General features: G+C 49.0%; 28 protein-coding genes. 8 read left to right on the top strand and 20 right to left on the bottom strand.

Annotated features, from left to right (window positions below):
* Positions 1-27: 27 nt before the first annotated feature.
* Both M3650_RS00480 and acsA read right to left on the bottom strand, forming a co-directional pair.
* A complete protein-coding gene (locus tag M3650_RS00480) occupies positions 28-1419 on the bottom strand; it encodes an extracellular solute-binding protein (protein WP_251571531.1) in 1392 nt (463 codons plus the stop codon).
* Between the two features lie 238 nt (positions 1420-1657).
* Entirely contained in the window at positions 1658-3382 is a 1725-nt protein-coding gene (gene acsA, locus M3650_RS00475) for an acetate--CoA ligase (protein WP_251571529.1), read from the bottom strand.
* Between the two features lie 261 nt (positions 3383-3643).
* On the opposite strand from acsA, the gene M3650_RS00470 reads away from it, so the two are divergent.
* Together M3650_RS00470 and M3650_RS00465 are read left to right on the top strand one after the other, a co-directional pair.
* Complete coding sequence (locus tag M3650_RS00470) at positions 3644-4276, top strand: GNAT family N-acetyltransferase (RefSeq protein WP_019424827.1); 633 nt, start codon at positions 3644-3646, stop codon at positions 4274-4276.
* Positions 4277-4383: 107 nt separating this feature from the next.
* Positions 4384-5571, top strand: coding sequence for an acetoin utilization protein AcuC (locus tag M3650_RS00465; RefSeq protein WP_251571528.1), 1188 nt, complete (start codon positions 4384-4386; stop codon positions 5569-5571).
* 144 nt (positions 5572-5715) lie between these two features.
* Here the strand turns inward: M3650_RS00465 and M3650_RS00460 are convergent, their stop codons facing one another.
* From M3650_RS00460 to M3650_RS00445, 4 genes are all read right to left on the bottom strand, one after another.
* Positions 5716-6423: a 5'-methylthioadenosine/adenosylhomocysteine nucleosidase gene (locus M3650_RS00460; RefSeq protein WP_483311719.1), complete on the bottom strand. Its 708-nt coding sequence runs from the start codon at positions 6421-6423 to the stop codon at positions 5716-5718.
* A 96-nt stretch (positions 6424-6519) separates the two neighbouring features.
* Positions 6520-7530, bottom strand: coding sequence for a catabolite control protein A (ccpA, locus tag M3650_RS00455; protein ID WP_019424824.1), 1011 nt, complete (start codon positions 7528-7530; stop codon positions 6520-6522).
* 122 nt (positions 7531-7652) lie between these two features.
* Positions 7653-7988: a bacillithiol system redox-active protein YtxJ gene (gene ytxJ / locus M3650_RS00450; protein ID WP_251571524.1), complete on the bottom strand. Its 336-nt coding sequence runs from the start codon at positions 7986-7988 to the stop codon at positions 7653-7655.
* Positions 7989-8068: 80 nt separating this feature from the next.
* Complete coding sequence (locus M3650_RS00445; protein WP_251571522.1) at positions 8069-8500, bottom strand: hypothetical protein; 432 nt, start codon at positions 8498-8500, stop codon at positions 8069-8071.
* 450 nt (positions 8501-8950) lie between these two features.
* On the opposite strand from M3650_RS00445, the gene M3650_RS00440 reads away from it, so the two are divergent.
* On the top strand, positions 8951-9475 hold the full coding sequence (locus M3650_RS00440; protein ID WP_019424821.1) for a type 1 glutamine amidotransferase domain-containing protein: 525 nt from the start codon (positions 8951-8953) through the stop codon (positions 9473-9475).
* 254 nt (positions 9476-9729) lie between these two features.
* Here M3650_RS00440 and ptsP read toward each other — a convergent pair whose 3' ends face one another.
* The 4 genes from ptsP to aroA form a co-directional block, all read right to left on the bottom strand.
* Complete coding sequence (ptsP, locus tag M3650_RS00435) at positions 9730-11451, bottom strand: phosphoenolpyruvate--protein phosphotransferase (protein WP_251571521.1); 1722 nt, start codon at positions 11449-11451, stop codon at positions 9730-9732.
* Positions 11448-13334, bottom strand: a complete 1887-nt coding sequence (locus tag M3650_RS00430) for a glucose PTS transporter subunit IIA (protein ID WP_251571519.1) — start codon at positions 13332-13334, stop codon at positions 11448-11450. Before M3650_RS00430 ends, ptsP begins: the two co-directional genes overlap by 4 nt.
* Positions 13335-13456: 122 nt before the next feature.
* Positions 13457-13891, bottom strand: a complete 435-nt coding sequence (locus M3650_RS00425; protein WP_251571517.1) for a CoA-binding protein — start codon at positions 13889-13891, stop codon at positions 13457-13459.
* Between the two features lie 30 nt (positions 13892-13921).
* Positions 13922-15226 carry a 3-phosphoshikimate 1-carboxyvinyltransferase gene (aroA, locus tag M3650_RS00420; protein WP_019419201.1) on the bottom strand — a complete coding sequence of 435 codons (1305 nt, stop codon included), beginning with the start codon at positions 15224-15226 and terminating at the stop codon, positions 13922-13924.
* Positions 15227-15347: 121 nt separating this feature from the next.
* Here aroA and M3650_RS00415 point away from each other — a divergent pair, with 121 nt between their 5' ends.
* Complete coding sequence (locus tag M3650_RS00415; RefSeq protein ID WP_251571514.1) at positions 15348-15656, top strand: rhodanese-like domain-containing protein; 309 nt, start codon at positions 15348-15350, stop codon at positions 15654-15656.
* A 27-nt stretch (positions 15657-15683) separates the two neighbouring features.
* On the opposite strand, the gene M3650_RS00410 is transcribed toward M3650_RS00415, so the two are convergent.
* On the bottom strand, positions 15684-16208 hold the full coding sequence (locus tag M3650_RS00410; protein ID WP_233695363.1) for a shikimate kinase: 525 nt from the start codon (positions 16206-16208) through the stop codon (positions 15684-15686).
* Positions 16209-16365: 157 nt separating this feature from the next.
* Between M3650_RS00410 and M3650_RS00405 the strand changes: the two genes are divergently transcribed.
* Positions 16366-16716 carry a methyltransferase gene (locus M3650_RS00405; RefSeq protein ID WP_233695362.1) on the top strand — a complete coding sequence of 117 codons (351 nt, stop codon included), beginning with the start codon at positions 16366-16368 and terminating at the stop codon, positions 16714-16716.
* Between the two features lie 22 nt (positions 16717-16738).
* Here M3650_RS00405 and gndA read toward each other — a convergent pair whose 3' ends face one another.
* On the bottom strand, positions 16739-18151 hold the full coding sequence (gene gndA, locus M3650_RS00400; protein WP_251571513.1) for an NADP-dependent phosphogluconate dehydrogenase: 1413 nt from the start codon (positions 18149-18151) through the stop codon (positions 16739-16741).
* A 148-nt stretch (positions 18152-18299) separates the two neighbouring features.
* A complete protein-coding gene (locus M3650_RS00395) occupies positions 18300-18896 on the bottom strand; it encodes a hypothetical protein (protein WP_019419196.1) in 597 nt (198 codons plus the stop codon).
* A gap of 218 nt (positions 18897-19114) precedes the next feature.
* Here M3650_RS00395 and M3650_RS00390 point away from each other — a divergent pair, with 218 nt between their 5' ends.
* Complete coding sequence (locus M3650_RS00390; protein WP_251571511.1) at positions 19115-19744, top strand: YktB family protein; 630 nt, start codon at positions 19115-19117, stop codon at positions 19742-19744.
* Between the two features lie 159 nt (positions 19745-19903).
* Here M3650_RS00390 and M3650_RS00385 read toward each other — a convergent pair whose 3' ends face one another.
* Positions 19904-21082 (bottom strand): MFS transporter, encoded by a 1179-nt coding sequence (locus tag M3650_RS00385; protein ID WP_251571509.1) that lies wholly within the window; start codon positions 21080-21082, stop codon positions 19904-19906.
* A gap of 212 nt (positions 21083-21294) precedes the next feature.
* Between M3650_RS00385 and M3650_RS00380 the strand changes: the two genes are divergently transcribed.
* Positions 21295-22773, top strand: coding sequence for an aminotransferase class I/II-fold pyridoxal phosphate-dependent enzyme (locus M3650_RS00380; protein ID WP_019419193.1), 1479 nt, complete (start codon positions 21295-21297; stop codon positions 22771-22773).
* A gap of 66 nt (positions 22774-22839) precedes the next feature.
* Here M3650_RS00380 and M3650_RS32455 read toward each other — a convergent pair whose 3' ends face one another.
* From M3650_RS32455 to M3650_RS00365, 5 genes are all read right to left on the bottom strand, one after another.
* Positions 22840-23013, bottom strand: a complete 174-nt coding sequence (locus tag M3650_RS32455) for an IS3 family transposase (RefSeq protein ID WP_483311714.1) — start codon at positions 23011-23013, stop codon at positions 22840-22842.
* A gap of 7 nt (positions 23014-23020) precedes the next feature.
* On the bottom strand, positions 23021-23302 hold the full coding sequence (locus M3650_RS32450) for a DDE-type integrase/transposase/recombinase (protein ID WP_369011075.1): 282 nt from the start codon (positions 23300-23302) through the stop codon (positions 23021-23023).
* On the bottom strand, positions 23248-23655 hold the full coding sequence (locus tag M3650_RS00375; RefSeq protein WP_251571507.1) for an IS3 family transposase: 408 nt from the start codon (positions 23653-23655) through the stop codon (positions 23248-23250). The genes M3650_RS32450 and M3650_RS00375 overlap by 55 nt, the downstream gene beginning before the upstream one ends.
* Positions 23656-23711: 56 nt before the next feature.
* Entirely contained in the window at positions 23712-24389 is a 678-nt protein-coding gene (locus M3650_RS00370; protein WP_251571504.1) for a transposase, read from the bottom strand.
* A 166-nt stretch (positions 24390-24555) separates the two neighbouring features.
* Positions 24556-24843 (bottom strand): DUF3055 domain-containing protein, encoded by a 288-nt coding sequence (locus tag M3650_RS00365; protein ID WP_019419192.1) that lies wholly within the window; start codon positions 24841-24843, stop codon positions 24556-24558.
* Between the two features lie 186 nt (positions 24844-25029).
* Between M3650_RS00365 and M3650_RS00360 the strand changes: the two genes are divergently transcribed.
* Positions 25030-25446 (top strand): DUF1885 family protein, encoded by a 417-nt coding sequence (locus M3650_RS00360; protein WP_251571502.1) that lies wholly within the window; start codon positions 25030-25032, stop codon positions 25444-25446.
* Positions 25447-25582: 136 nt separating this feature from the next.
* Here the strand turns inward: M3650_RS00360 and M3650_RS00355 are convergent, their stop codons facing one another.
* Positions 25583-25891, bottom strand: coding sequence for a DUF1292 domain-containing protein (locus tag M3650_RS00355; protein WP_019419190.1), 309 nt, complete (start codon positions 25889-25891; stop codon positions 25583-25585).
* Between the last annotated feature and the right edge of the window lie 16 nt (positions 25892-25907).

The following is a 25907-nucleotide window of genomic DNA, read 5'->3' as shown; positions in this document are numbered from 1 at the left end:
TTTGCGCACTACGCCTCATCTTTACCGTTATTTCCGCACCTTCGCTGCCGCTTTCTCCATTCGATCCATCCATTCTTCTGGCGTAATGCTGCCGGTCATAAGCGCGAGCGTAGAATCTTGCTTCACCTTGTCGACATCCGCATTCAGCTGCACGTAAGGCGCTACGATCGTATTGTCAGAACCATAAAATTTCATCGCTGACTTCACGAGGGCGCTTGCATTGGAATTGTCGAGATCTGCCTTCAGATTGCCGAGAGCTCCGGTCTGTTCCGCCCATGTAATAGCTGACTGCTTCGTGAACAAAAATTCCAGGAAGGCTTTCGCCGCCGCAGGATTTTTCGCTTTCTTCGCAATGCCGACCGTTGCTGTAAACGGTATCGCAATATGTTTGCCGCCTGCTGGCTGTGTAATCGAAGGTATGAAACCGAATTCAAAACCTTGCGGCACATCTTTCTGCATTTCATTTTCTAACCAGAGACCGTTCGGTATAAATGCATTCTTATGCTGGAGGAATAGCATCTGCGAGTCGATGTGATTGATCGGTGCTGAGGCTGGATCAATGATGCCCGCATCCCTCATTTGCACCATTTGCGCCAACGCTTTCTTTACGGGGTCACTCTTGAAGATACCTTCTTTTAATGCTGCCATATCGAGTAAAATCGACGTATCGTCATTGTTGTTCACGACAAACGCCGAATCCAGAATGCCACCGTGGAAATAGTACGGATATTTCCCTGTGTAGATGAGCGGCGCATTCACTTTGCCGGAATCTCTAATCTTCTTCGACTCGCTCAAGAAGCTGTCGAAATCTTTCGGCTCGGTCCACCCATTATCGGCAAATAGCTTTTTGTCGTAGAACACACCCCAAGAACCAAACACGAATGGAAGTGTGTAAATTTTACCGTCGTATTCAATCGGCTTCAACAGAAGCTCATCCTTGATGATATTGTCATCCGCGTTTTTGGCATCCTTATAATAATCGGTTAAATCCATCAATTGATCGTCAAGCACCATTTGCGTCGCATTCGATCCCGCACCATCAATGTATACGAAATCAGGAGGGTTGCCTTGAATCCAGCGTGGTTTCATCTGATCATTGATTTTAGAACCAGCCGATTCCTTAATTTTCACGTTCGGGTATTTCTTTTGGAATTCCGCCAAAATCATCTTCCAGCCTTGATCGCCGTAGCCGCCTACAAAATATTGGATTTCAAAATCGCCCGACACTTCATCATTGCCTTGATCGGTATTCTCCTGCTTCGACTCCTCTTTCTGCACGGTCTCCGTGCCGCTGCCGTTGCTGCTCGCCGTTTCATTCGTCTTGCTGCCGGAATTGCAACCTGCTGCCATCATCATGGCCAGCACGCATATGATGAGCAGCCTCAGGGAGTTGCCCCAAGTGGGACGCTTTGCGTTCATATCGATTACCCCTCTCCAAATTGGAAGTAAAGCAAGCGAAAACAGCGGAACGACAAAAAGGGCATACGTTAAGAAGGCAGTCACATAGCGACTGAACTTCCATAACGAATGCCCTTGCGGTAACATGTTATGTCCATTCTTCTGTACTTGTCGTTTCGCGTTGCAAATTCGCTTCGCTACTGGGATAATATCCCACAATTATGGATTTGTCAACACTTTATAGAACGAGTGCGGAACATTAATCTTCAATCGTAGACAGGTCTCCGGTCGGCAAGCTCAGCTCCCATGCCTTCAGCACACGGCGCATGATCTTACCAGAACGTGTCTTTGGCAATTTGTCCTTGAACTCGATTTCCCGCGGTGCGGAATGAGCGGACAGCCCTTGCTTGACGAATTGGGCAATCTCCGCTTTGAGCTCGTCGGAAGGCGTATACCCTTCGCGCAAGGAAATGAATGCCTTGATGATCTCCCCGCGAATCGGATCCGGCTTGCCGATGACACCGGCTTCCGCCACAGCTGGGTGCTCCACCAGCTTGCTCTCGACATCGAATGGACCGACTCGTTCTCCAGACGTGTTGATGACGTCATCGACACGGCCCTGGAACCAAAAGTAGCCTTCTTCATCCATATACGCGGAATCCCCGGAGATGTACCAGCCGGAGAAGCGGAAATATTCTTCGTACTTGGCAGGGTTGTTCCATACTTTGCGCATCATCGCCGGCCATGGCGTGCGAATCGCCAGGTTGCCCATGCGATATGGCGGCAGCACGTTGCCTCGATCGTCGAGAATAGCCGCTTCGATCCCCGGCACAGGACGCCCCATCGAGCCCGGCTTGATAGGCATGGCAGGATAATTGCATATCATATGCGCGCCCGTTTCCGTCATCCACCACGTGTCGTGAATGCGATGGTTGTATGCTTTCATCCCCCAGCGCACCACTTCCGGATTCAGTGGCTCGCCTACGGACAACACATGGCGCAGGCTGGACAAGTCGAAGTTCGCGATGACGTCGTTGCCAGCGCTCATCAGCATGCGGAAAGCGGTAGGCGCGCTGTACCACACCGTCACTTTATATTTTTCAATCGTGCCGTACCAGTCCTGAGGACTGAAGCGCCCGCCGCGAACGACGTTAGTGACGCCGTTCAGCCATGGGGAGAAGATGCCGTAGGCCGTGCCTGTGACCCAACCTGGATCGCCCGTACACCAGTAGATGTCATCCTCCTTGAGATCCAACACGATCTTCCCTGAATAAGCTTGTTGAATCATCGCATTCTGGACATGATAGACACCCTTCGGCTTGCCAGTCGAACCGGATGTATAATGCATAATAAGGCCGTCTTCCCGCTCCAGCCATTCGATGTCCGCTTCTTCCGCTGCATCGGCCATCTCAGCATGGAAATCAATCAGTCCGTCGCCGGTCTGCACATCGTTGCCGACCACGATGACATGTTTCAATTGGGGCAGTTCCTCGTGCTTCACACGTTGAAGCAGCGTTGACGTCGTGACGATCGCTACCGCGCCGCTGTCCTCCAGCCGATCTTTGACGGCAGTCTCCATAAATGCCTCGAATAATGGCCCTACAACCGCCCCCACCTTCAATACGCCCATAAAGCTAAAATACAGCTCTGGCGTGCGCGGCATAAAGATAAAGACGCGGTCACCCTTCTGGATGCCGTGTTTACGCAATACATTCGCGAATTGATTCGTCTTGCGGCGCATGTCATCGTATGTGTATGATTCATCCCGCTCCGCATCGCTGTAATGAAGCGCCACCTTGTCTCCGCGTCCATTCGCAGCATGGCGATCGATCGCTTCATATGCCATGTTTACTTTTCCCGTGTCATACCAAGAGAATTGCTTCTCCACGTCTTCCCAATTAAAATTTCCTGCCCAATTTTCATAGCTCTGCATATTCGGGTTACTTGCTGATGCAGCAATGATTTCTCCTTGCACGTTACTCATAGTCGTTTCATCCTCCTATTTCTTTCCCTTCTTTATTGGTCGCTTCAGCTATCAGACGATTTCAGACGATGCAATAAAACCGCTTTCAGAAAGCTGTAATTCCAAGGACGATGATGTCGTTCGTGCTGTCAAGGGGAGATTCCATGAATTTTATGGCAAAATTATTATATCACATGCAAACCTTTTCGCCTATTCTTTTCCTTTTCAAAGCACCCTTTTTTTGCTATAACGATAGGATAGAGACGAAAGGAGCTGCTAGGTGTGGAACATCGAAAATGTTATCACGCGCAAATCATTCCTCATGAGGAACGCATCGTTGTGGTTGAAGGACCTATTCAGCCTGAGGCGCTGCGCACCTTAAGCATGCATGCCGATTTGAACGCGTTCCGAAGGCCTAAAGAACAGCATCAGGCGCTCATCGAAATTGCGGAACTGCCAGAAGGGCGCATCATTATTGCACGTGACGGACAGACGATCGTAGGCTATGTCACGTTTCATTATCCCGATGAGCTGGAACGTTGGTCCGAAGGAAATATGGAAGATTTAATCGAGCTCGGCGCCATCGAAGTGGCAAATGACTATCGTTCTCTAGGATTAGGCAAAAAGCTCATCATCACCGCATTTGAAGATGATCAATTGGAAAGCTATATCGTATTTACGACCGAATATTATTGGCATTGGGATATGGAAGGTACGGGGTTGAGCGTATGGGACTACCGAAAAATGATGGAAAAGCTGATGCAGTCGGTCGAGATGATATGGTATGCGACTGACGATCCCGAGATTTGTGCCCACCCTGCCAACTGTTTGATGGTACGTATCGGAAAGGACGTGCCGCTCGATTCAAAGGAACAGTTCGATCGCGTCCGTTTTAGACAACGGTTCATGTATTAGAGGTTGTTCAAAAATCCCCCTTTTGATCACGCACTACTAATTGCGTTGCATGCGTTTTTGCGCTTAGAACTGCCTCTATTAGTTTGTATGAGAGGGATGGATATCAGATGTCAGGAAATGCTCTATACTTCATGCACAATGATTCCCTCCGCTATCGCTTTCACGCCGATCATCCATTCGATCAGCAGCGGGTCGTGATGACGAACGACCTTCTCTATCATGCCGGAGCTTTGCACGAAGCGCAAATTATCCGGCCCAAGGGAACCCTTGCTGAGTGGGAGCGATGGCTGGGATTAATTCACCGTGATGATTATATTGAAACGGTGAGGCGGCTCAGTGACCCTCGTCCCCATCTGGAGTGGACGTCACGGGCAGATAAATACGGTCTGCATACAGAAGATACCCCCTACTTCCCCGGAATGCATGACGCCGCTTGCGCCATTGTAGGAGGTTCTATCGCGGCATGTGATGCAGTTATGTCGGGACAAGCCGCACACGCCCTTCATTTGGGCGGAGGGCTTCACCATGCGTTTGGGGAGAAAGGCGCAGGTTTCTGCGTCTACAACGACGCCTCCGTTGCCATAGCCTGGCTGCGCAAGCATTACGGCGCGCGCATCCTATATATCGATACGGATGCTCACCATGGAGACGGTGTGCAATGGTCGTTCTATACGGACCCGGATGTCTTTACTTACTCTATTCACGAAACGGGAAAATATTTATTTCCCGGGACCGGCTTCGTGCATGAGCGCGGGGCGGGAGAGGGATTCGGCGCCTGCGTCAATGTTCCGTTGGAACCGTATACAGAGGACGAATCGTGGCTGCAATGCTTCAGGGAGACCATTCAACAGGTTGCCCGCTCGTTCAAGCCCGATATGATCGTCAGTCAGCACGGCTGCGACGCGCATGCGCTGGATCCGCTGTCACACATGCACTGCAGCATGCGGATTTACGCGGAGATGCCGCGACTCATCCATCAGCTGGCGCACGAGCATTGTGACGGAAGATGGGTCGCTCTTGGCGGCGGCGGCTACGAAATATGGCAAGTCGTTCCGCGCGCATGGAGCCTGCTCTGGTTAGAAATGAACGAAGACCCGCTGCGGCTGCTGTTAGAGAATGAACCACTGCACCAATTGCCTGTCCCGTGGGTCACCCATTGGTCACAGAAATCTCCTGTGCCCTTGCCGGGGACATGGCTTGATGACGTCGAGAGCTGGGTCCCAATGCCTAGACGGAACTTCATTGAGGAGCGCAATGCTCATGTGAAGAATCTGGCGCTGGAATATGTGCGCTAGAACTGACTCGAGAATGAAGTCCTTCAACTACCGGCGGGATTGAAATAGGCCGTTGACATACGCTTGCTCCATCCTTCTCTACGAGGAAGGCTATGAGATGCGCAATATCAACGGCCTGCTAGTTGTAAAGTTCAATTGCTCGTGTTACACGACGATTTCCTTGACCATGCTTTCCACAATTCGATAAGAATGCTCAGAAGCCTCAACCGTAAATTCTGCAAAATTCACATGCGCTGAGCCGTCTGCTTTATCTGACATAGAGCGAATGACGACAAACGGAACTTGGTTAATAAAGCATGCTTGCGCTACAGCCGCGCCTTCCATTTCCGTGCACGCGGCACCTTCGAACGTCTCGTACAGCTCCCGCACCTTATCCCGGCTCGCGATAAATTGATCGCCCGACAAAATCAAGCCCGTCCGGTAGCGGCCTGGGAAATGCTCCTCACATACGCGTTCAGCCAACTGCATCAGCTTCGGGTCAGCCGCAAATTGCGACGTCTCCTGGAACGGTATGACACCTGGCGCAAACCCCAGCGCCGTCACATCCATATCATGATGCATGCACGCCGTTGAAATGACGATATCCCCGATGTTCAGCTCTGGATGAACCGCACCGGCTACTCCGGTGAACAGCACCGTCTTCGTGTGAAAGCGGTCGATGAGAACTTGTGTCGTAATGGCTGCATTAACCTTCCCTACTCCGGACTTGCAAATGACGACGCGCTTGCCAAATAGACTGCCTTGAAAATAACGCAGCCCTGCCACTTGAATTTCCTCAATCGGTTGCGCGGCTTTCAGCAGCAATTCAATTTCTTCGTCCATGGCGCCGATAATGCCAATCGCAGCTTCCATTGCCATACCCATTCCTCCTCTTATGTCTCGATAAATACATGCTCACACAAAAAGCCCCATCGTCCTGGGGCTTCTGTCCTGCAACTAGGCAGTGTGCTATTCGTTCACTTGGCTTACCGACAGACGAAGAATCGTCTCGTGCGGCAAGATGACGCGTGAATTGTCTACATTCTCTTTCTTCATCAACTTCGTTAATAAACGCATGGCTACGGCACCAATATCATACATTGGCTGTGCAACTGTAGTCAGTTGCGGACGTACCATGGAGGCCATACGAATATTATCGACACTAATGACGGAGAAATCATCCGGCACCTTCAGGTTGGCATCTTGAATACAGTGGATTGCACCGATAGCCATCTCATCTGTTGCCGCAAAAATGGCAGTCGGGCGCTTCTTCAAGCCAAGGAAATACTTCATCGCTTCGACACCGGATTCATAACGATAGTTACCGATTCGAACCAAGTCTTCCTTATACTCAATTCCTGCACCTTCCAGTGCTTTCTTGTACCCTTGGAACCGGGCAAATCCGTTGGCCGGATCTTGAAGCGTGCCGCTAATCATCGCAATATCACGATGGCCATGGCGAATAAGTGTATTCACCGCGTCAAAAGCCGCCGCCTCATGATCGATATCGACTGACGGAATAATACCATTCTCATCTGTCGTTGCACAAAGCACAATTGGCACGGATGCGGTGCGGAAGGCCTGAATGTGGTCTTCCGTGACAACGCCGCCCATAAATAAGAGCCCGTCCACTTGTTTCTCCAAGAGCGTATTGATAACACGTATTTCCTTATCCTTCTTCTTATCCGCGTTGCACAAAATGATATTGTAATGATACATATTCGCAATATCTTCAATACCGCGCGCGACTTCAGCAAAGATGGAATTGGAAATATCAGGAATGACGACCCCAACGGTCGTCGTCTTCTTGCTCGCAAGTCCGCGTGCGACCGCATTCGGGCGATAACCTAAACGTTCAATCGCTTCGTACACTTTTTTACGCGTTTGCGGCTTCACGTTCGGATTGTTGTTCACAACCCGGGAAACGGTGGCCATTGAGACGCCCGCTTCTCTCGCTACATCATAAATAGTTACCGTCACGATCCTTCTCTCCAATTACCGAAAATTTAATGCGAACATACATATTACATTCAATGATACGATATTTTCAGAAAATTCGCAATGTCACGGCCAAAACCGCCTTGATTTACCATAACTTACCTTTACATTGTCAAAACAGACTCCAACTTGTCGTATCGGATCGCATTATGTGAATCGTGCCAAGCGACTTCGCCATTCTTTAGTACAAGCACTTGAGGGGACTCATGCTTGATGCCGAGCTTCTCTGCACAAGCTAGGGACACATCACGGTTCTCCACGACGAGTATACGCCCGAACCCTACGCCCTTATTTCCATAGTCCTCCTCCACCTTCGCCATTTCTTCATCCGCCTGCGCGCTTATCGGACAGCGCGTGCTGTGCTTGAATAAGACTACGATTTGCTGTGAAGACAAATCGATGGCTTCCTGCAAATGTTCCAAGGAACTGACAGCTTTCATGCTTACCTCCTCCTGCTAACAATTTATCCGCTTACTTGAAAACAGCCAATCTGTATTCAAACTGATATCTATGGAACCTCTTAACTTATTTTAACCCTATATGGCTGTAAACTAAAACATGTAACTTGTTTTAATCTGCGCTGAAGGTCCATCATCCAGATCGTATCGTTGCATGTCTTCGCGATCAGATACAGATCAAGCAGTTGGTTGACGCGTTCATCCATTCGGCGTTCGAACACCGGCACCATATCGTCGCAACCGTCTTCTTCCACACATTCTGCCAGGACGCTGGATAATTCATGAACTTCATCAAATGACACCACGAGCGGTCCGTTCTGGGTGATATGCGAGTTGGCAGCGATTAGGCTCATACGATTTCGAATGAGTTCTGCAATCTCTTTCTTAACGAGCGACAGCAGTTCAGAACGTTCACAACTCGTACAAGTAAATACAGGAACACGGTGAATATGCACCGAACGCGCGTGTACAACGGTTCGTAGCGTTAAATCCATATAATGACCACAGGTACAACGTTTATACATACGGTCCACCCCTAATTTTTCATGTTTTTGATGATGTTAATGAAGTTCGAACCCTAATGCTATAGCCTATTACACGTTATGGTTAACGTATATTTCGACTTTGTCCTTCATTCTCCTTCTATGCAAAAAGATGTATTTTTTTACACAACTAGAAACCAACTGGAACAACAAAACATTTTCAACAATGATATAAATCACATTATTCTGATCGCTTTTAAATAAACATGTTAATTTTCATGACATTATGGTTAAATAGAAAGTAGAACGAACAACCCTTACACGAGCAATGCAACCTATTGAAACCATCGTAGGTCATATATCGGAAAGACTCAATACACATCATTTGGGAAATAGGAACGGCTTATTGCGAAGTTGGGTAATAAGCTGCTCTGTACAAGATACGAAGGAGGGACAACATTCATGCGTTTAAGCGGAAAGCGAATCATCTCTTTTGTGGATGAAGAATTTGAAGATTTAGAATTGTGGTATCCGATATACCGCGCCCGTGAAGAAGGTGCTGAAGTGCATCTGGTCGGAGACGAGCCTGGTAAGACTTACATCGGGAAATATGGCGTGCCAGCAACTTCTAATTACGCATTTAAAGATGTCGATGCCAGCACCTACGACGGTCTGCTCGTTCCAGGAGGCTGGGCACCCGATAAGCTGCGCCGCTATGAGGATGCACTGAACATCGTCAGACAGATGAACGAGGCTGATAAGCCGATCGGACAGATTTGTCATGCAGGCTGGGTTCTTATCTCTGCTAAAATTTTGCAAGGCCGTACGGTAACGTCGACTCCCGGCATTCGGGACGATATGGAAAATGCAGGCGCAACGTGGCTCGATCAAGAGGTCGTTATCGACGGCAACTTGGTATCTGCGCGCAGACCGCCGGATCTGGCAGCCTACGGCAAAGCGTTTTGTGATAAGATGGCAGAGAAATAGACTCATAATAACAGGCCGAACCGGTGTCAGTACCGGAGGTTGAAAATGAAACAAGTACGGGTGAAGGGTATGCGCTGGAGAGACCTGGCGATCGCCTTTGAATCCGAGTCATCCCCGCATAGTCTCATCTCAATGACTTGGATTCAACAGCGACGGAAGCGGATACCCCCACCATGATTGTTTCCTGTTCACTTGATTTTTGGTTTTTCAACAAACTCAAGGCATGACCCTTATAGCGGGTCATGCCTTTTTAGTTATGATTGCGGCTCCAGAAGTGCATCTAATTCTGCTTTGGAACCAGCCTTATATATTTTATCGGTCACGCTTCTGCTGTTCTCTTGCGATGCCCGTCGAATCGCCGCTTTGACACGCGGGATGGAGCGCGAAGACATGCTCAGCTTATTAACACCGAGCGCAATCCACAACGGCACCGCACGCGGGTCGCCTGCCATCTCTCCACATACGCCGACTATGATATTACACTTTTTCGCGGCTTCAATCGTATGGCGGACGAGACGCAGCACCGCAGGATGGAACGGATCGTACATATGAGCAATCTGTTCATTCATCCGGTCGACCGCAAGCGTATATTGCACTAAATCGTTCGTGCCAATGCTGAAGAAGTCTACTTCCTCTGCCAACCGGTCGGCAATCATAGCCGCTGCAGGAACTTCGACCATGATTCCAATCGGCAGCTCCTCATCGAATGGCAATGCTTCGGAACGCAGCTCCTGCTTGGCTTCTTCTAAGATGCCCTTCGCCGCCCGCACCTCTTCAACGGACGAAATCATCGGGAACATGACGCTCACTTCACCGAATGCGCTGGCGCGTAATATGGCGCGCAGCTGCGTCTTAAACAAGTCCCTCCGATCCAGACAGATGCGAATAGCGCGGTAGCCTAAGAATGGATTGTCTTCTTCAGGCAGATCCAAGTATTCCATCGGTTTGTCCCCGCCTATATCAAGAGTGCGGATAATGACCGAACTATCCTTGAAATGCTCAGCGACATCTCGATAAACGGTGAGCTGTTCTGCCTCAGATGGCGGATAGGAGCGATCCATGTACATGAATTCGGTACGGAATAATCCTACGCCTTCTGCTCCGTTCTGCTCTGCGATTTCAAGTTCCCTCGTCGAGCTGATATTCGCGGCGAGATGTATCTCGTAACCGTCGTTCGTTACGGCCGGTAGCGACACGATCTTCTTCAACTCGTCGGCTTCTTGCGCATAGAAGTCACGGCGCGCCTCATACCAGGACAGGATATCTTCCGCCGGCTCGATATGTACGATACCGTGTTCACCGTCGACGATAATGAAATCTCCCGTTTGAATCGGCTTTACGATTTTACCTTCCAACCCAAGTACGAGCGGAATACCCAACGCACGTGCCATAATAGCAGAGTGGGATGTTTTCCCGCCCATCAGCATGACGATGCCAAGCACATTTTTTGGATTCAAATGCACAAGCTGCGACGGAGACAACTCCTTCGCCACAAGGATATAAGGCTGCGTATCCGTCGGCAGCGTAATCTCAGGGGCGCCGAGCAGATGCTTCAAAAGGCGATTGCCGACGTCTTTAATGTCGAGCGCCCGCTCTTTCATATATTCATCATCAAGCAGATCGAACATCGTGACAAAATGATCGATTGCTTCTTTCACCGCCACTTCGGCCGCTTTATATTGACGTTGAATGATGCCTTGAATTTCGTTCATGAAGATGGGATCTTCCAAAATGGCCAGATGTGCATCAAAGATAGTCGATTCTTCACTGCCAACCATTTCGCGAATCTCACTCTTGATGAACTCGATTTCGTCCCTTGAAGAGCGGATACCTTCGTATAGCCGTTCGAATTCACGCGCCAAATCGGTCGGGTCCATCTTCTCCTCCGGCACATCCCACTCCCATGACGGCAGCACAAACGCCTTACCGATTGCAATTCCGTTCGATGCGCCGATTCCCTGCACTTTTTGCGTCATCGGTGTACACCTCCAAGCGCATGTTCGTGCAAGACGACAGACATGACAGACGTCTGGCCTTTCTTCACTGGAGCATAGGGCGCCATGCTCCATGAGGCGACTTTATCCGAATTCGTAATGACCATCGGTGTCGCAAGCGACTTGCAGCGCTTTTTCACTTCATTAAAATCAAACTTAATGAGCAGCTGTCCCGGTTTCACTTCATCACCTTCCTGTACTACCGCTTGAAAACCGGCGCCATTCAATGATGACGTCTCAATTCCGATATGAAGCAGCACTTCTAACCCTTCGGGCGTCTCAATACCTAAAGCATGCATTGTCGGATACACGTGACGGATGAAGCCTCTCACCGGAGATACGAGTTCTCCCCTATCAGGGTAAAAGGCTACCCCTTTCCCGACCAGCTTCTTCGCGAAGATGGTATCCGGCACTTCTTCGATAGGGATCATGCGGCCTTGCACCGGAGCAACAAACCACACTTGCTTCGGGTCACGTTGCAGACGCTTCACCATCTCCTCTTTGATGAGCTCGGAATACGTTCCGAAGACGACCTGCAAATGCCCGCCTCCAAGTCGGATGACGCCGGCTGCACCCATCATGCGGAGCGCATGCCGATCCACGAGCTTGTCATTCTGTACTCGAAGACGCAGCCTAGTAATGCATGCCTGTGTATCGACAATATTATCTTTACCGCCCAATGCTTGAATGATAAGAGGAACGCGATGAAGCAAGTCGCTCGCCATATCATCGAGCAGCGACACTTCCACACGCCCCGGGGTCGGGATTTGAAATTTCTGTATCGCAAAACGAAATATGACATAATAAATCAACCCAAACGCAACCCCTATCGGGATAATCCAAAGCGCTTTAGTCGATTGGTGAAAATTCACGACATAATCAATGGCGCCTGCCGAAAAAGAGAAGCCGTGTCGAATTCCCAATTCGGCGGTCAACCACATCGCAGCCCCGGACAATAACGCATGCACGATAAATAAATACGGTGCCGCAAATAAAAAAGCAAATTCAATCGGTTCCGTTATTCCCGTCAGCAGCGATACGAACGCAGCCGTGAAGTAGGTCTTGCGCACCTTCGGCCGCAAATCCTCGCGCGATTCATGCACAATAGCCAAGGCGACCGCAGGCAATGCAAACATCATAATCGGATACAAGCCTGCCATGTACACGCCCGCTGTCGGATCTCCCGCAAAAAAACGTGGCAAATCACCGGTAAAGGTCATCCCTTCAGCATCGGTGAACGAGCCGACTTGAAACCAATACACGTTATTCAATAAATGGTGAAGTCCAAAAGCGACCAGCACCCGGTGCAGGACACCGTATATAAATATGCCAAACCCGCCCATTGCCAATATTTCTTGCCCAAGAAAAGATACCCCTTGATGCATGAACGGCGCAAGTACAATCATCACCCATGAGAGAAAAATGGAGCTTAGCGTCGTAAGCAAGACAGCAAATCGGGGACCGCCGAAAAATTGCAAATATTCTGGAAACTGGACATTTTTAAATCGCTCATGGATCATCCCTGCCAGCACGCCGAACAGTATACCGTTCAAAATGGTAGGCTCAAATGCAGCATGCCAATGGGTCAGGAGCTGCTTAAAAATAAACATCCCCAGCATCGAGGACATGGCGGCAACGCCCGCATTGTTCGATAACCCAAGCGCTACCCCTGCCGCAAAAAGGTAAGGAAGCACGTAAAAAATCGTTTTTCCGGTCAACTCAAACAGTGTAGCGGCATCGTGCATCCCAGTACCCTGCAGCATGTGACCGATGGCAACAGCTAACGCTGCTGCGGGTAATGCGATTAGCGGCTGCATCAAAGCCCGCGAGAGTTGCTGCAACAGCCCTAACTGATTCAAGGACATCCTCTCCTTCTACCATGAATGGTAAGGGCATATCGTTCCTTTGTCAAAGGAAAACACACGAAAAGCCGGGGCTCTCTGTCCTCATTATAGCGAGAACTCCCGGCATTATCTCTTTTAGCGCATCACGAAGTTGCTTTGCCGTGCGGCAGTAAAATGGAATCCAATACTTTGATGCACAGGTCCATAACTACGTCCAACCCGTCCTCCGATGCAATGCGCGCAGCTTCTTCGTTCACGATGCCCTGCTGCAGCCAGATGGCCTTCGCCTTAACTTCAACGGCGTCGCGTGCAATGTCAGCACAATATTCGCTGCGGCGAAACACATTCACAATGTCGATTGGTTCCGGCACATCCTGAAGCGTAGAATAGCATGTCTCTCCCAGGATGCGTCCCGCCTTCGGATTGACCGGGATGATGCGATATCCTTTCTTCTGCATCGCTTCGGCTACCATATAAGAGACTCGCGTCGGATCATCGGACAAGCCGACCACCGCAATGTTAGTGCTCTTTTGCAGCAATTGCTTGATGTCTTCTTGTGACGGTTGCTCATAACTCATATTTCCTCGCTCCTTCCGTGACGTTGCTTTTTATGCTTCCACCCATTCCACTTGAGCGCCCAGCGCCTGAAGATGATCGAAATATTGAGGGTACGACTTCGCTACATGATGAGCATCCTTAATGCGGATAGATTGCTGTGCGCGCAAGCCAACCACCGTTAATGCCATAATAACACGATGATCGTAATGAGCGTTAATTTCCACTCCGCCTTCTACACCTTCCGGACGGCCGTGAACGATAATTTCCGCCTGCCGTTCTTCGACTTGAGCGCCGGCTTTGCGCAGCTCTGTCAAATAATCAGTAATGCGATCGCATTCCTTGTACCGCAAATTTTCTACGTTGTAGAAACGTGAAGTTCCATCTGCAAATACGGCAGCGGCTACCATGGCGAGCACCGCGTCGGTTGCCGCATCGCCATCGAATTCAACCGGCTGTAAGCGGCCTTCGCCCTTGATGCGGACGATGGAATCCGTATGCTCAAGTGGTACGCCCATCATGCGCAGCACATCGACGATCGCCCGTTCCCCTTGCTTGCTGTCTTCCGTCAGCCCGCGCACAGTGATATCGGACGGGATGACCGACGCCGCAGCCAGCACGGCTGCTGAACCTGGATAATCACCTTGGACGACATATGTCTTCGCTTCATAGTGTTGATTGCCTGGAACGCGATAATACATCATATCTTCGCGTGCCTCGATATGAATGCCGGCTTGAGCAAGCACTTCCAGCGTCTGACCGATGACGACCTTGGACTTCAAATCATCCGTTACTTCAATGATGCTGTCTTGTGCCAACAGCGGTGTCAGGAACAGGAGGGCGCTTAAATATTGTGAGCTGACATTGCCAGACACCTTGATGTGCCCGCCTTTCGGCTCCCCGCCCCGAATCGTAATCGGAAGCTTTCCTTCCCGATGTTCCACACGCACATCCATCTGTTCCAACGCTGTAATGAGATCGTCATGCGGCCGCTTCCCTAGCGAATCTGGATACGTGTTGACGAAGTTCACTTCTGGAAGCAGGGCCGCAATGCCCATCAGAAAGCGCAGCACAGCGCCAGCATTGCCGACGTTCAGCTCATGATTCAGATTCGCAAGCGCAGGCGTCTTGCCGAAGCCTGTAATGACGATCTTCTCTTCATCCTCTTCAAGCACGGCTCCCAGATCGCGCAGGCAGCGGCGCATTGCATCGCTGTCCTCGCTATGGGCTGGATAGTAAATGGTGCTCTTTCCATCCGCCAATGCGGCTGCAAGCAAGTAACGTGTCGTATAGTTTTTAGAAGATAATGCTTGGATTTCACCTTGCAGCTTTAGTGTGGGCTTAACGATAACGTCCATACGCTTTCACTCCTTTACTATTACAAGTATAATAAGTACTATCTGCTATTGATTACAACTTGAATTTCAATCCAAGAGGTTGCTCATCTCTCATTTTATAGAAAGGATGTACAAAAATTATATGAATTCCATTGTTCAACTTGATGTATTTACATTAAAAGATCGCCTGCAACGCGGCGAAGCGTTAAATATGATTGATGTGCGGGAGGATGAGGAAGTTGCTCACGGCATGATTCCCGGCGCCATACATATTCCAATGAATCAGATTCCTGACAGGCTGCACGAAATCGAACAGAACGGCGAAATTATCTTTATTTGCCGCAGCGGCTACCGCAGTGAACGCGTGTGTGAGTACTTGCAGCAAATCGGCGTGCAAGGCGTTGTCAATATGGAAGGCGGTATGCTTGCTTGGTCCCAACTGAACGATTAATCCCCAAGCAGCCAACCGCATCCTGTACTAGTATGCCTTTTCATTGACGAGATGGGCTTCGATACGCTCGTTAATTTGCTCCACCGTCAAGTGATCGGTCGGAACGATTAAATGGGCGAAATCATACAACCCCTGACGCTCTAGCATCAGCTTGCGTACACGGCTGGCAGCATCTCCTTGCAGCAGCGGACGGTTGCGGTCCTGTGAGACACGTTGCACTATGGTCTCTTCTGCCGCTGTAAGCTGGATGACTGCGCCATGTTCCCGCATTAGCTTGCGGTTCGCTTCGTCCAACACGACGCCGCCGCCAGTAGCGATGACAAGAAGCCGTGTCCGATCACGCAACAAGCGTGCGAGAATGCGGCTTTCTTGTTCTCGAAAGAACGCTTCCCCATCTTGCGCGAATATGTCGGGTATCGTTCGTCCCACCTGCTTTACAATTTCGGCATCCAAATCGACGAATGCATAATTCAGATTCCGGGCCAGCTGTTCTCCGACTGTTGATTTTCCTGTTCCCATGAAGCCGATTAATAGTATATGTCGGGTTGTCATTCAGGCCCTCCCTCGTCTTTCTTTGTCCGCAGACGGTAAACTTCCCATATGATACCATACGTTTCTTTCATTCGACAATGCTGACATGTATAAAAATAACGTTTTCAACGTAAAGATGAACTATAGTAGAGATTTGGTTGTTTAGGAGTGAATTGGCATGTCAACCTCCCCCGCCCCGGATTCGCATCCCGTTCCAGCAGCTCAGCGAGCAGCAGCAGCGCGAATGGCGCGTATTATGGACCCGAACCATCCCTTATGCAGGGAGGATATTGTGTGGGTGCTTAACGTAGTGAAGCAGAAGCTTACCGATCAGGATGAAGCATGGTCCAAGCTTGAGCCTGAGCGAGTCATCCGCAACTTTCGTTATTTCGCCGAAGTATCGCTGCTGTTAATTCGGAACAGCAGCTATGGTCAAGAGTCTGACCGCATTCGGCAATATTTGGCCGAAGCCGTGCATGGTCTGTGGGATAAAGATGCACTAGAAAAAAATAACGCCGAGCCCCTCTAGGGTTCGGCGTTATTGCTGTTCATTACTCCGACATCCAGTTAAAGTGGAACGAGCCTTCTTTATCTACACGTTTGAACGTATGCGCGCCGAAGTAGTCACGCTGCGCTTGCAGCAGATTCGCCGGCAGACGCTCGGTACGATAGCTGTCGAAGTACGACAGTGCGCTCGAAAAGCCAGGAACAGGTACGCCGTATGCAACAGCTGTACTGATAACTTGACGCCATGCGTCTTGATACGATTCCACAATATTTTTAAAGTATGGGTCCAACAATAGATTCTTCAATTCGGAATCACGGTCGTACGCATCCTTAATATTTTGCAAGAAACGAGAACGGATAATGCAGCCGCCGCGGAAAATCATCGCGATTTCGCCATAGCGCAGGTTCCAGCCGGATTCTTCCGACGCCGCACGCATTTGAGCAAAGCCTTGCGCGTACGATACGATCTTGCTCGCGTAGAGCGCTTTGCGGATGCTCTCGATAAATGCAGCTTTATCACCGTCAAACGGCTTCGCTGCTGGACCTTGCAGCACTTTGCTCGCCGCTACGCGTTCGTCTTTCAGCGCGGACAGGAAGCGGGAAAATACGGATTCCGTAATCATGGACAATGGAACACCCAAGTCGAGCGCGCTTTGGCTCGTCCATTTTCCTGTTCCTTTTTGACCAGCTGCGTCAAGAATGACGTCTACCATCGGCTTGCCTGTCTCCTTATCATACTTGGAGAAGATGTCTGCCGTAATTTCAATCAGATAGCTGTCCAGCTCCCCTTTGTTCCATTCACTGAAGATCGAGTGCAGTTCTTCGGCATTAACGCCAAGCACAGTCGTAAGCAGGTGATACGCCTCACAAATGAGCTGCATGTCGCCGTACTCAATTCCGTTGTGAACCATCTTCACGTAGTGGCCGGCACCATCTGGACCAATGTACGTGCAGCAAGGATCGCCGTTTACTTTAGCGGAAATGCTTGTCAGAATTGGCTCTACCAAGCGATATGCACTCTCTTGTCCACCAGGCATAATGGCAGGACCTTTCAAAGCGCCCTCTTCGCCGCCAGACACGCCGGCCCCTATGAAACGAATGCCTTTATCTTCTAAATATTTGCTGCGACGTCGAGTATCGGGAAAATGCGCGTTCCCGCCGTCGATAATAATATCGCCTTCATCCAGATACGGAAGCAATTGTTCAATTGTAGCATCTGTAGCTTGTCCGGCTTGAACCATAATTAACATTTTGCGCGGTGCTTCTAAAGATTGCACAAATTGTTCAATGGAATATGTAGCCGTCAGTTGCTTGCCTTGGGCTTCTTCAATAAGCGCGTCCGTCTTCTCGCGAGAACGGTTATATACCGAGACTGTGAACCCGCGGCTTTCAATATTGAGAGCCAAGTTCTTGCCCATGACCGCAAGTCCAATGACACCAATTTGATTCTTCGTCATATGGTTCTTCCATCCTTTATCCTGAAATTTTTATATAGTTTGCATTACGCTTATTGTACCGCACAGCAAAAAACCCTGCAACCATCTCGCAAACAGCATTTCATCCAGCATGCGGCGGATGGGAGGGTGAAAAACAAGGGTCATCGCTTTACCATTCAAGCTGAAGCATTTCGGTCCGCATGACATTCAGCCTCTCTTTGCAGCACTTCGTCTTGACCGAATCTTCGCCTACAATCGCTTCATGCAGTTCAGCCAATGTATAATCCACTTCCATTCGCAGTACCTCCATGCGCTCCTCGGCCCGCATAGACATAAATGTTTCCATCATCTGTTCTGTCGTTACGGCCGGCCGTTTTTGGTACAGTACCCGCTGTTCCGGACCGCATATTTCCACTAAACGGATGCGTTCGCCAAACATAATATTTTCTACAAAAATATGTCTGTCTTTAAAACGTTTGACCACCGCATGCCCGCGTGAATCGCCGATCATCTTCTCCATGAACTCGGATAGCTTCTCGTCTCGTATCGTGTAATCGCCTACAATTTTATAGCGGTGATGGATGCGTTGAAAGCGCAGTTTGACCAGCTTCCGTCCGGTTCGGATCGAAACAATAAACAACGATTCATTCTCGCTCCAGTACAAGGAATAGCCCTCTTGTATAAGATCTCGGATGAGGTTCTGGATTTGCCGGCGGTCAAAACGTAGCTCCAAGTTGCAGTATTCTACCTCGTCGCTGCGATTCACGGCAATCCCTCCTTACCTTATCGTATACTCCATCTTATGATTCGGTAACTTGGATTATTGACTCGATTTCTAACAAAGAGGCTTTTTGTATGTAAAATATAATAATTATAAACTGATAAACGTTCTCATTATAATGTGGTATAATAAAATATGTTCCACAAATGTCATGATTCTAATGTAATATACGATACCGGCAAATAGAGAAAGGAAGAATGTGCATGACTTTTACCGGATTTACTTCCTCTGATTTCGCAACGTTTACTATTGATGGCTTGGATGCCCGCATGGAAGCGATACGCGACCGAATTCAACCTAAATTCCGAGCCATTGGCGAGCAGCTTGTCGGCGATGCCGCCGTGTTAAGCGGCCAAGAAATGTACTTACATATTGCGAAGCATGCGCGCCGCACCGTGAATCCGCCGCAGGACTCCTGGTTGGCCATTGGACCGAACAAACGCGGCTACAAATCGCTGCCCCACTTTCAGGTCGGACTGTTCGACGATCATGTCTTTATTTGGCTCGCTTTTATATATGAGGTTGCCAACAAGCAAAATATTGCGCAATCCATGCTCAAACAGATTGATCGCATCGCAACAACCGTGCCACAGGATTATGCTATTTCTTTGGATCATATGAAAAAGGATGCGGTCCGATTCGGAGATTTGGATACGGAAGAGCTGGAGGCCAAATTGTGCCGCTTCCGGGACGTTAAAGCTGCTGAGTGGTTGGTGGGGCGTCATATTGCTGCGAGCGATCCGATACTGGCCAACGGCACAGCGTTCATGATTCTAGCAAGGGAAACGATGGAAACACTTATGCCATTGTACAAGCTCGCCGCCGAAGCGTAAGTGTAATACCTCTATTACAAAGCTCTCATTCACCACGAAGCCGGGATTGCTTCATCCATGCAGGAAACGAGCGATTGAGACTAACTAATCAAACAAAACGGTGATTCACCGCTCTTACAGCAGCAGAATCACCGTTTGTTCATGAGAGGCGTACCTCGTTCATGCGGAAGTATTAGCCGTCGATTGCGGTCGATCCAGTGTTGAGAAGCGAACGAGCAATCCGATAGCGACGAGGCACAGCAACCCACCGATTATATACGGCATGCTAGGAATCCAGTTGAATACCGCTATCGCCAATATCGGACCAGCGATCCGTCCGAAGCTATCCATCGAGGAGTTCAGTCCCGACGCAATGCCTTGACTCACCGTCGTCTTCTGCGTAATCAAGGAAATGACGCATGGACGGATAAGCGCGTTGCCGATTCCGAAGACGCATAGGTATATCGTTGCATCTACGATATTGGATGACAAGAGCAGCAGGAAGAATCCTAGCGACGACACAATCAGCCCGACAGCGATCGTCTTCTTCTCTCTGCCTTTCTTTATGTACCGCCTGACGATCCCGCCTTGAACGAGAGCTCCGGCCAGACCGCAGAAGAAGAACATGAACCCGATCTGCGTTGCTGTAATGTCAGGAATCCGCTGCGCCTCAAAGTACAACAGCGTCGATTCCAGTCCAGCCAGCGTGAACGTGACGAAGAACGAGAGCACATATAAATATTTCATGCGTCCCGTAAATGCGGTCCAGCGTGACGGCGATGCCTCATTACGGCTTGTCCGCTTCTCTTGTGGCAACGACTCCTTCAATCTTCCAAAGCCGAGCACGCATGTGATCAAAGTCAATGCAGAAGCTGCGAAGAATGGCGTATTATGCCCATAGGCGCTTAATATCCCGCCAAAGGCCGGACCGAACGTAAAGCCTAGACCGATCGACATTCCGACGAGTGCCATTCCTTTCGTTCGCTGCTCGTTCGTCGTAATATCCGCCACATAGGCTACAATAACCGCCGTAACAGCACCAGAAAACAATCCGCCGAGTATGCGCGACACATACATAAGCCACAGCTGGCCATCCGCCAAACCGAATAACAAATAGCTTATACTGAAGCCGAGTGTACCGATGAGAATAATCGGACGTCGACCCACTTTTTCAGACCATGCCCCCCAAATTGGCGACACGATGAATGAGATAAGCGAATAAAGCGACAGCATTAACCCCAAGTGAAATTCATTGGCCCCAGCATCCGTAATCATTAGCGGAAGCACCGGAATGACAATGCCGAACCCGATAAATACCATCATCAGCATGAGCATGACGACGGTCATTTTCTTTTTCATCACACTTCCCTCCATTTATGTACATCCTATCACAGATGATAATGAATCGGAAATGAATAAAATTCGAACGAATGGTCCAAGAAGTATGTATAAAAATCGTTAGAAAAACTGCTTGCATTCCGAGGCGTTTTTGTTACACTTAACCTTGTTTGCTTGAGACGCAACATGCGCATCTAAGCTCTATTCCCAGCATGAAAGGTTGTGATACGGCGATGAACCATCATCGGACGCCTCTATTTACCGCACTGACGGAACATGCCTCTAAAAATCCGGTGCAATTTCACATTCCAGGCCATAAAAAAGGCGTTGGCACCGATGAGGAATTCCGAAATTTTATTGGTGATCAAGCGCTTTCCATAGACTTGATTAACATTGCGCCACTAGATGATTTACATCAGCCATCGAGCGTCATCGCCGAAGCTCAAGCCTTAGCGGCCGATGCCTTCGATGCGGATTATACTTATTTCAGCGTTCAGGGCACAAGCGGAGCGATTATGACGATGATTATGTCGGTATGCTCCCCGGGAGACAAAATTATTGTCCCGCGCAATATCCATAAGTCGATTATGTCGGCCATTATTTTTGCCGGAGCGAAGCCGGTGTTCGTCTCTCCTGCCCGTGATGCCAATCTCGGCATCGATCACGGCATTACGACCCGTTCGGTACGCCGTGCGCTGGAGAAGCATCCCGATACAAAAGCGGTGCTTGTCATTAATCCGACCTATTTCGGTCTTTGCGCTAACCTGAAAGAAATCGTTGAGCTCGCCCATTTACATGAGATTCCAGTCCTAGTTGACGAAGCTCACGGCGTGCTTATTCATTTCCATGAAAAACTGCCGATGTCCGCAATGGAAGCCGGAGCGGATATGGCTGCGACGAGCGTGCATAAGCTGGGCGGTTCCATGACCCAAAGCTCGGTGCTTAATGTCAATGTGAAAAATGGGCTGATTAACCCGCAGCGGGTGCAGACGATTTTCAGCATGCTGACAACGACATCGACGTCGTATATTTTGCTCGCATCGCTTGACACGTCCCGTCGCAACATGGCACTGCATGGGCATGACATGGCTGAACGCGCAATTACACTCGCCGAACACGCCCGCACACAAATTAACGAGATGCCGGGATTATACTGCTTTGGTGAAGAGATCCTCGGCGGAGAAGCGACGTACAGCTACGATCCGACCAAGCTGACCATACATGTGCGTCATTTGGGCATTACAGGCTATGAGACGGAGAATTGGCTACGCGACCATTACAATCTCGAAGTTGAGCTAAGCGATATGTATAACATCCTTTGCTTGGTTACACCAGGAGATACAGATGATACCATTGCAATATTGCTGCAGGCCTTGCGTGAATTGTCGGCTCTTCATTTTGAACGAAATGAAGTGAAAGAGCTCGTCGTGAAAATCCCGGAAATTCCGCAGCTTTCCCTCATTCCCCGCGATGCGTTCTACGCGGATACGGAAATCGTGCCATTCAAGCAATCGGCGGGCAGAATCATTGCGGAATTCATCTACGTCTATCCGCCGGGAATTCCGATTCTTCTGCCAGGTGAAGTCATCTCACAGGAGAATATCGATTACATCCGCGATCACGTCGACATCGGTCTGCCTGTGAAAGGGCCTGAAGACCGATATATTGAATTCGTGAAGGTCATCAAAGAGGAAAAAGCGATATATGAATAGAACGAAAGGCTGTCCCAAAAGTGAACTGCACCCCGTCAAGTAGACAGTACAAAAAATAAAAATCAATTAAGCGGCCTTGGTCCTGAATTCCATCGGACTGAGGCCGTTTAGTTTTGCTTGTAACCGTTCGTAATTGTAAAAGTGGATGTAGGCCTGGATGTCTTTTTCGAGCTCCTCAAAGGTATGGTAGGTGTGTAAATAATACTTCTCGCATTTTAGGGTTCCCCAGAAAGATTCCATTGGACCGTTATCGATGCATCATCCAACACGGGACATGAGTCATTTTGTTGTCGTCCAAAAGCTTCTTGAAGTCCAGAGAGGTATATTGGAAACCCCGGTCGCTATGAAGCATGGGCTTGCTTCCTTGTGCTTCTTGCAAGGCCCGTTTCAATGTCTGAAATACAAGAGGATTGTTATTGGAACACCCGAATACATAGGAGACGATGGATTTATCATGAAGGTCGAGAATAGCGCTTAAATACGCTTTTGGCCATTGCCGTACTTGAATTCCGTCACATCCGTAACCCACTTTTCATTTGGCGCATCTGCAGTGAATTTGCGGTTCAGCACGTTCTCAGCTACCTGCTGTGGAGTGGATCTCGCATCTCTCTTTTTCTTCCTCCGGATGACGGATTGAATTCCTTGTATCTTCATCAGCCGGTACACGCGCTTTTGGTTAATCGTTTTTCCCGTTTGGCGGCGCATGTGCAACGTTAATTGACGGTATCCAAAGGTACGCTCGACTTTCTCATAAATGGACATCATGACATGCGTCAGCTCTGCATTTTCCTGCTCATGGGAACTGGGCTTGCGATTTAGCCACTTGTAATAGCTTGAACGTGAAATGCCTGCAATTTCACACAGAAGCTGAACGCTGAACAACGCTTCTTCCTGGAGCGCTTGAATAGCAAGATAGACATTCTCTTGACGGTATTGGCTTAGCTTCGCCTCCTTTGGAATTCCTGTAACTTTTTTAGAAATGCATTCTCCGCTCGAAGCCGCTCGTTTTCATATTCCATCTTTTTCATCTCGAGTTTTTGGCGATCGGCCTCTGTTAATTCCTCCGGCGCTTTCTTTCTTCCCCGTCCATCCTTTAACGCATCCTGACCGCCATCTTCAAACTTCTTCACCCATTGGTAGACTTGCTGGTAGGAGACCTGAAAATGGTCCGCTGTCTTATGGTAGTCATGCTGATGAGCAAGACAGTATTGCACAATATCGATCCGTTCCTGCCAAGTCGTCGAACGCCCCTTCGTCATCGCTTTCGCTCCTCCTGAATAAGCTTTTAAGCTGCTATGACGATTATACTCCTTAATCCAGTTGGAAAGCTGCGTTCTACTTGCAATCTTGTATTTATCGATGATCTGATATTGAGACAATCCACCCTCTATGTAATCCTTCACCGCTTGGAGCTTAAGCTCAGCACTATAACTTCGATTATGGTTTCGTTTTTCTAACCCCTCATAACCATACACCTTGTAACGACGACGCCATTTCGCCAAAGTCGTGTTGCTGATACCGTATTTCTTGGCTGCAGCCTTAACACCAATTTCGCCACTTGCGATTTCATCAAGGATAATGAGTTTCTCTGACGCATCATATTTTTTATTAGGCATAAAAAAGCTCCCCATACACAGGTTTTATTATTTCACCTGTCTACCGTAAGGGGAGCATATCAATGAAGGAGCAGCCTTTCTATCTCACTAACGAGTCATGATTTCTAACAGCGCGTGCTGAATTAACTCTCGGGATCTTCGTGATCAAAGGAGAAATCGAAAACCTCTAATACTGGTCCTGCGCTTTCAGGGAAGGTATGCGGGCACGAAGCAGTTGGGACGCTTCGACTGCTGCTTCAAGATGCCCCAATTGAAACTTATCTTTCAGAAGCTCGGGTCGCAAATCATCGGCGCACAATAAAGTTGAACGTCCTGTCTGCATGCAAACGACAAGTGTTTTACCGATAAAGTGATTCGAATAAATGAGTGCAAAGTCATACCGGCCTTCTTCTGTAGCCCATCCGACAAAACTCACGTTTGCTTGTTCCGTTTCTTCGTACAATTGGTCAAACATCGCATCCCCTCCTTGAATTATCCTTTTCCAAGCACACCAACCATTTAATGGGCTGATTTCATTACTATATCATGAAATATCCTCTTCCTACAATCCGTCGCATACGCAAAATCATGTAAATATTGCCATGAACTATAGGCGATGATATGATAAATGAGATCCGATGATTCATGGGAGGTGTAAGAAATGAGTCAAAGCGCAACGATTACGTTCGTCGACGGTTCGGCCGTGTCGTCCGCTACTTTAGATGAGCTGAAGGAGCAGTTGCTTCATTATCGTCATCAAGCGAGTCTGACCGGCGAACAGTTAAGTTGGGATTATGCCGATGCCGCATTTCCCTACACGATTGAAGCCAAGCCCGGACAGGAACAGCTGTGGTTCTATTTGAAGGGAACGTCTCCTCTGTATCGACATATTGTATTTGGCGTAGGGACAACGAAGGAAGATACACCCCGTCACTTTGTCCAGGTCGTGTTGCCTGACGATGCCACACATGGAGACAAAGGAAAGGGCAATGAGCTGTGCAAATATTTAGCGAAGACATGGAAAGCTGAACTCAAGCTGTTCAACGGTCGCATTATGTACTATAATCCTAGAAAATAGCCTTCATTTGCAAACGAATACATACTAAAGCAGCCGTGAATAGGCATTAGGCAGGCGAAATATAAATAAGCTCCGAGGGATGCCTCGGAGCTGTAAGGTTCTGACTGTTATAATCCCTCAGGAGACGGGGCGAGTCTTATTCCGGTTGCGCAGCGACAAGCTCTTCGTATGCTTGCTGCACGCGCTCCCACTCTTCATCATCTTCAATCGGATTAAGCACCATATCTTCATCTTCTTCGTCTACGCGCACGATGATGCCGTCTGCTTCCGGATTGTTGCGTTCAAGCAACAACGCGTACAGTTGCTCACCTACATTGAACGTTTCAACGAGAGCCATATCGATTTCGTTGCCTTCGTCATCTACCAAAGTAACGACCATTTCTTGATGTTCGTGGTCATGATCGTGGTCGTGTCCACATCCGCAGTCATGGTTATGTTCGCTCATGCGTGAATCTCCTTTG

Origin of the sequence: Paenibacillus sp. MER TA 81-3, from assembly GCF_023713585.1 — a bacterium.
Lineage (GTDB): Bacteria > Bacillota > Bacilli > Paenibacillales > Paenibacillaceae > Paenibacillus_B > Paenibacillus_B profundus.
Note: the sequence above shows the minus strand (reverse complement) of the source record. Positions and strands in the feature narration are given on the sequence as shown.

Excerpts from the sequence above, each read along its gene's own strand:
- M3650_RS00480 (WP_251571531.1), bottom strand. The coding sequence starts at position 1,419 with ATGAACGCAAAGCGTCCCACTTGGGGCAACTCCCTGAGGCTGCTCATC.
- acsA (WP_251571529.1), bottom strand. The coding sequence starts at position 3,382 with ATGAGTAACGTGCAAGGAGAAATCATTGCTGCATCAGCAAGTAACCCG.
- M3650_RS00465 (WP_251571528.1), top strand. The coding sequence starts at position 4,384 with ATGTCAGGAAATGCTCTATACTTCATGCACAATGATTCCCTCCGCTAT.
- M3650_RS00460 (WP_483311719.1), bottom strand. The coding sequence starts at position 6,423 with ATGGAAGCTGCGATTGGCATTATCGGCGCCATGGACGAAGAAATTGAA.
- ytxJ (WP_251571524.1), bottom strand. The coding sequence starts at position 7,988 with ATGAAAGCTGTCAGTTCCTTGGAACATTTGCAGGAAGCCATCGATTTG.
- M3650_RS00445 (WP_251571522.1), bottom strand. The coding sequence starts at position 8,500 with ATGGATTTAACGCTACGAACCGTTGTACACGCGCGTTCGGTGCATATT.
- M3650_RS00440 (WP_019424821.1), top strand. The coding sequence starts at position 8,951 with ATGCGTTTAAGCGGAAAGCGAATCATCTCTTTTGTGGATGAAGAATTT.
- ptsP (WP_251571521.1), bottom strand. The coding sequence starts at position 11,451 with ATGACGCAAAAAGTGCAGGGAATCGGCGCATCGAACGGAATTGCAATC.
- M3650_RS00430 (WP_251571519.1), bottom strand. The coding sequence starts at position 13,334 with ATGTCCTTGAATCAGTTAGGGCTGTTGCAGCAACTCTCGCGGGCTTTG.
- M3650_RS00425 (WP_251571517.1), bottom strand. The coding sequence starts at position 13,891 with ATGAGTTATGAGCAACCGTCACAAGAAGACATCAAGCAATTGCTGCAA.
- aroA (WP_019419201.1), bottom strand. The coding sequence starts at position 15,226 with ATGGACGTTATCGTTAAGCCCACACTAAAGCTGCAAGGTGAAATCCAA.
- M3650_RS00415 (WP_251571514.1), top strand. The coding sequence starts at position 15,348 with ATGAATTCCATTGTTCAACTTGATGTATTTACATTAAAAGATCGCCTG.
- M3650_RS00410 (WP_233695363.1), bottom strand. The coding sequence starts at position 16,208 with ATGACAACCCGACATATACTATTAATCGGCTTCATGGGAACAGGAAAA.
- M3650_RS00405 (WP_233695362.1), top strand. The coding sequence starts at position 16,366 with ATGTCAACCTCCCCCGCCCCGGATTCGCATCCCGTTCCAGCAGCTCAG.
- gndA (WP_251571513.1), bottom strand. The coding sequence starts at position 18,151 with ATGACGAAGAATCAAATTGGTGTCATTGGACTTGCGGTCATGGGCAAG.
- M3650_RS00390 (WP_251571511.1), top strand. The coding sequence starts at position 19,115 with ATGACTTTTACCGGATTTACTTCCTCTGATTTCGCAACGTTTACTATT.
- M3650_RS00385 (WP_251571509.1), bottom strand. The coding sequence starts at position 21,082 with ATGAAAAAGAAAATGACCGTCGTCATGCTCATGCTGATGATGGTATTT.
- M3650_RS00380 (WP_019419193.1), top strand. The coding sequence starts at position 21,295 with ATGAACCATCATCGGACGCCTCTATTTACCGCACTGACGGAACATGCC.
- M3650_RS32455 (WP_483311714.1), bottom strand. The coding sequence starts at position 23,013 with ATGGAATCTTTCTGGGGAACCCTAAAATGCGAGAAGTATTATTTACAC.
- M3650_RS00370 (WP_251571504.1), bottom strand. The coding sequence starts at position 24,389 with ATGCCTAATAAAAAATATGATGCGTCAGAGAAACTCATTATCCTTGAT.
- M3650_RS00365 (WP_019419192.1), bottom strand. The coding sequence starts at position 24,843 with ATGTTTGACCAATTGTACGAAGAAACGGAACAAGCAAACGTGAGTTTT.
- M3650_RS00360 (WP_251571502.1), top strand. The coding sequence starts at position 25,030 with ATGAGTCAAAGCGCAACGATTACGTTCGTCGACGGTTCGGCCGTGTCG.
- M3650_RS00355 (WP_019419190.1), bottom strand. The coding sequence starts at position 25,891 with ATGAGCGAACATAACCATGACTGCGGATGTGGACACGACCACGATCAT.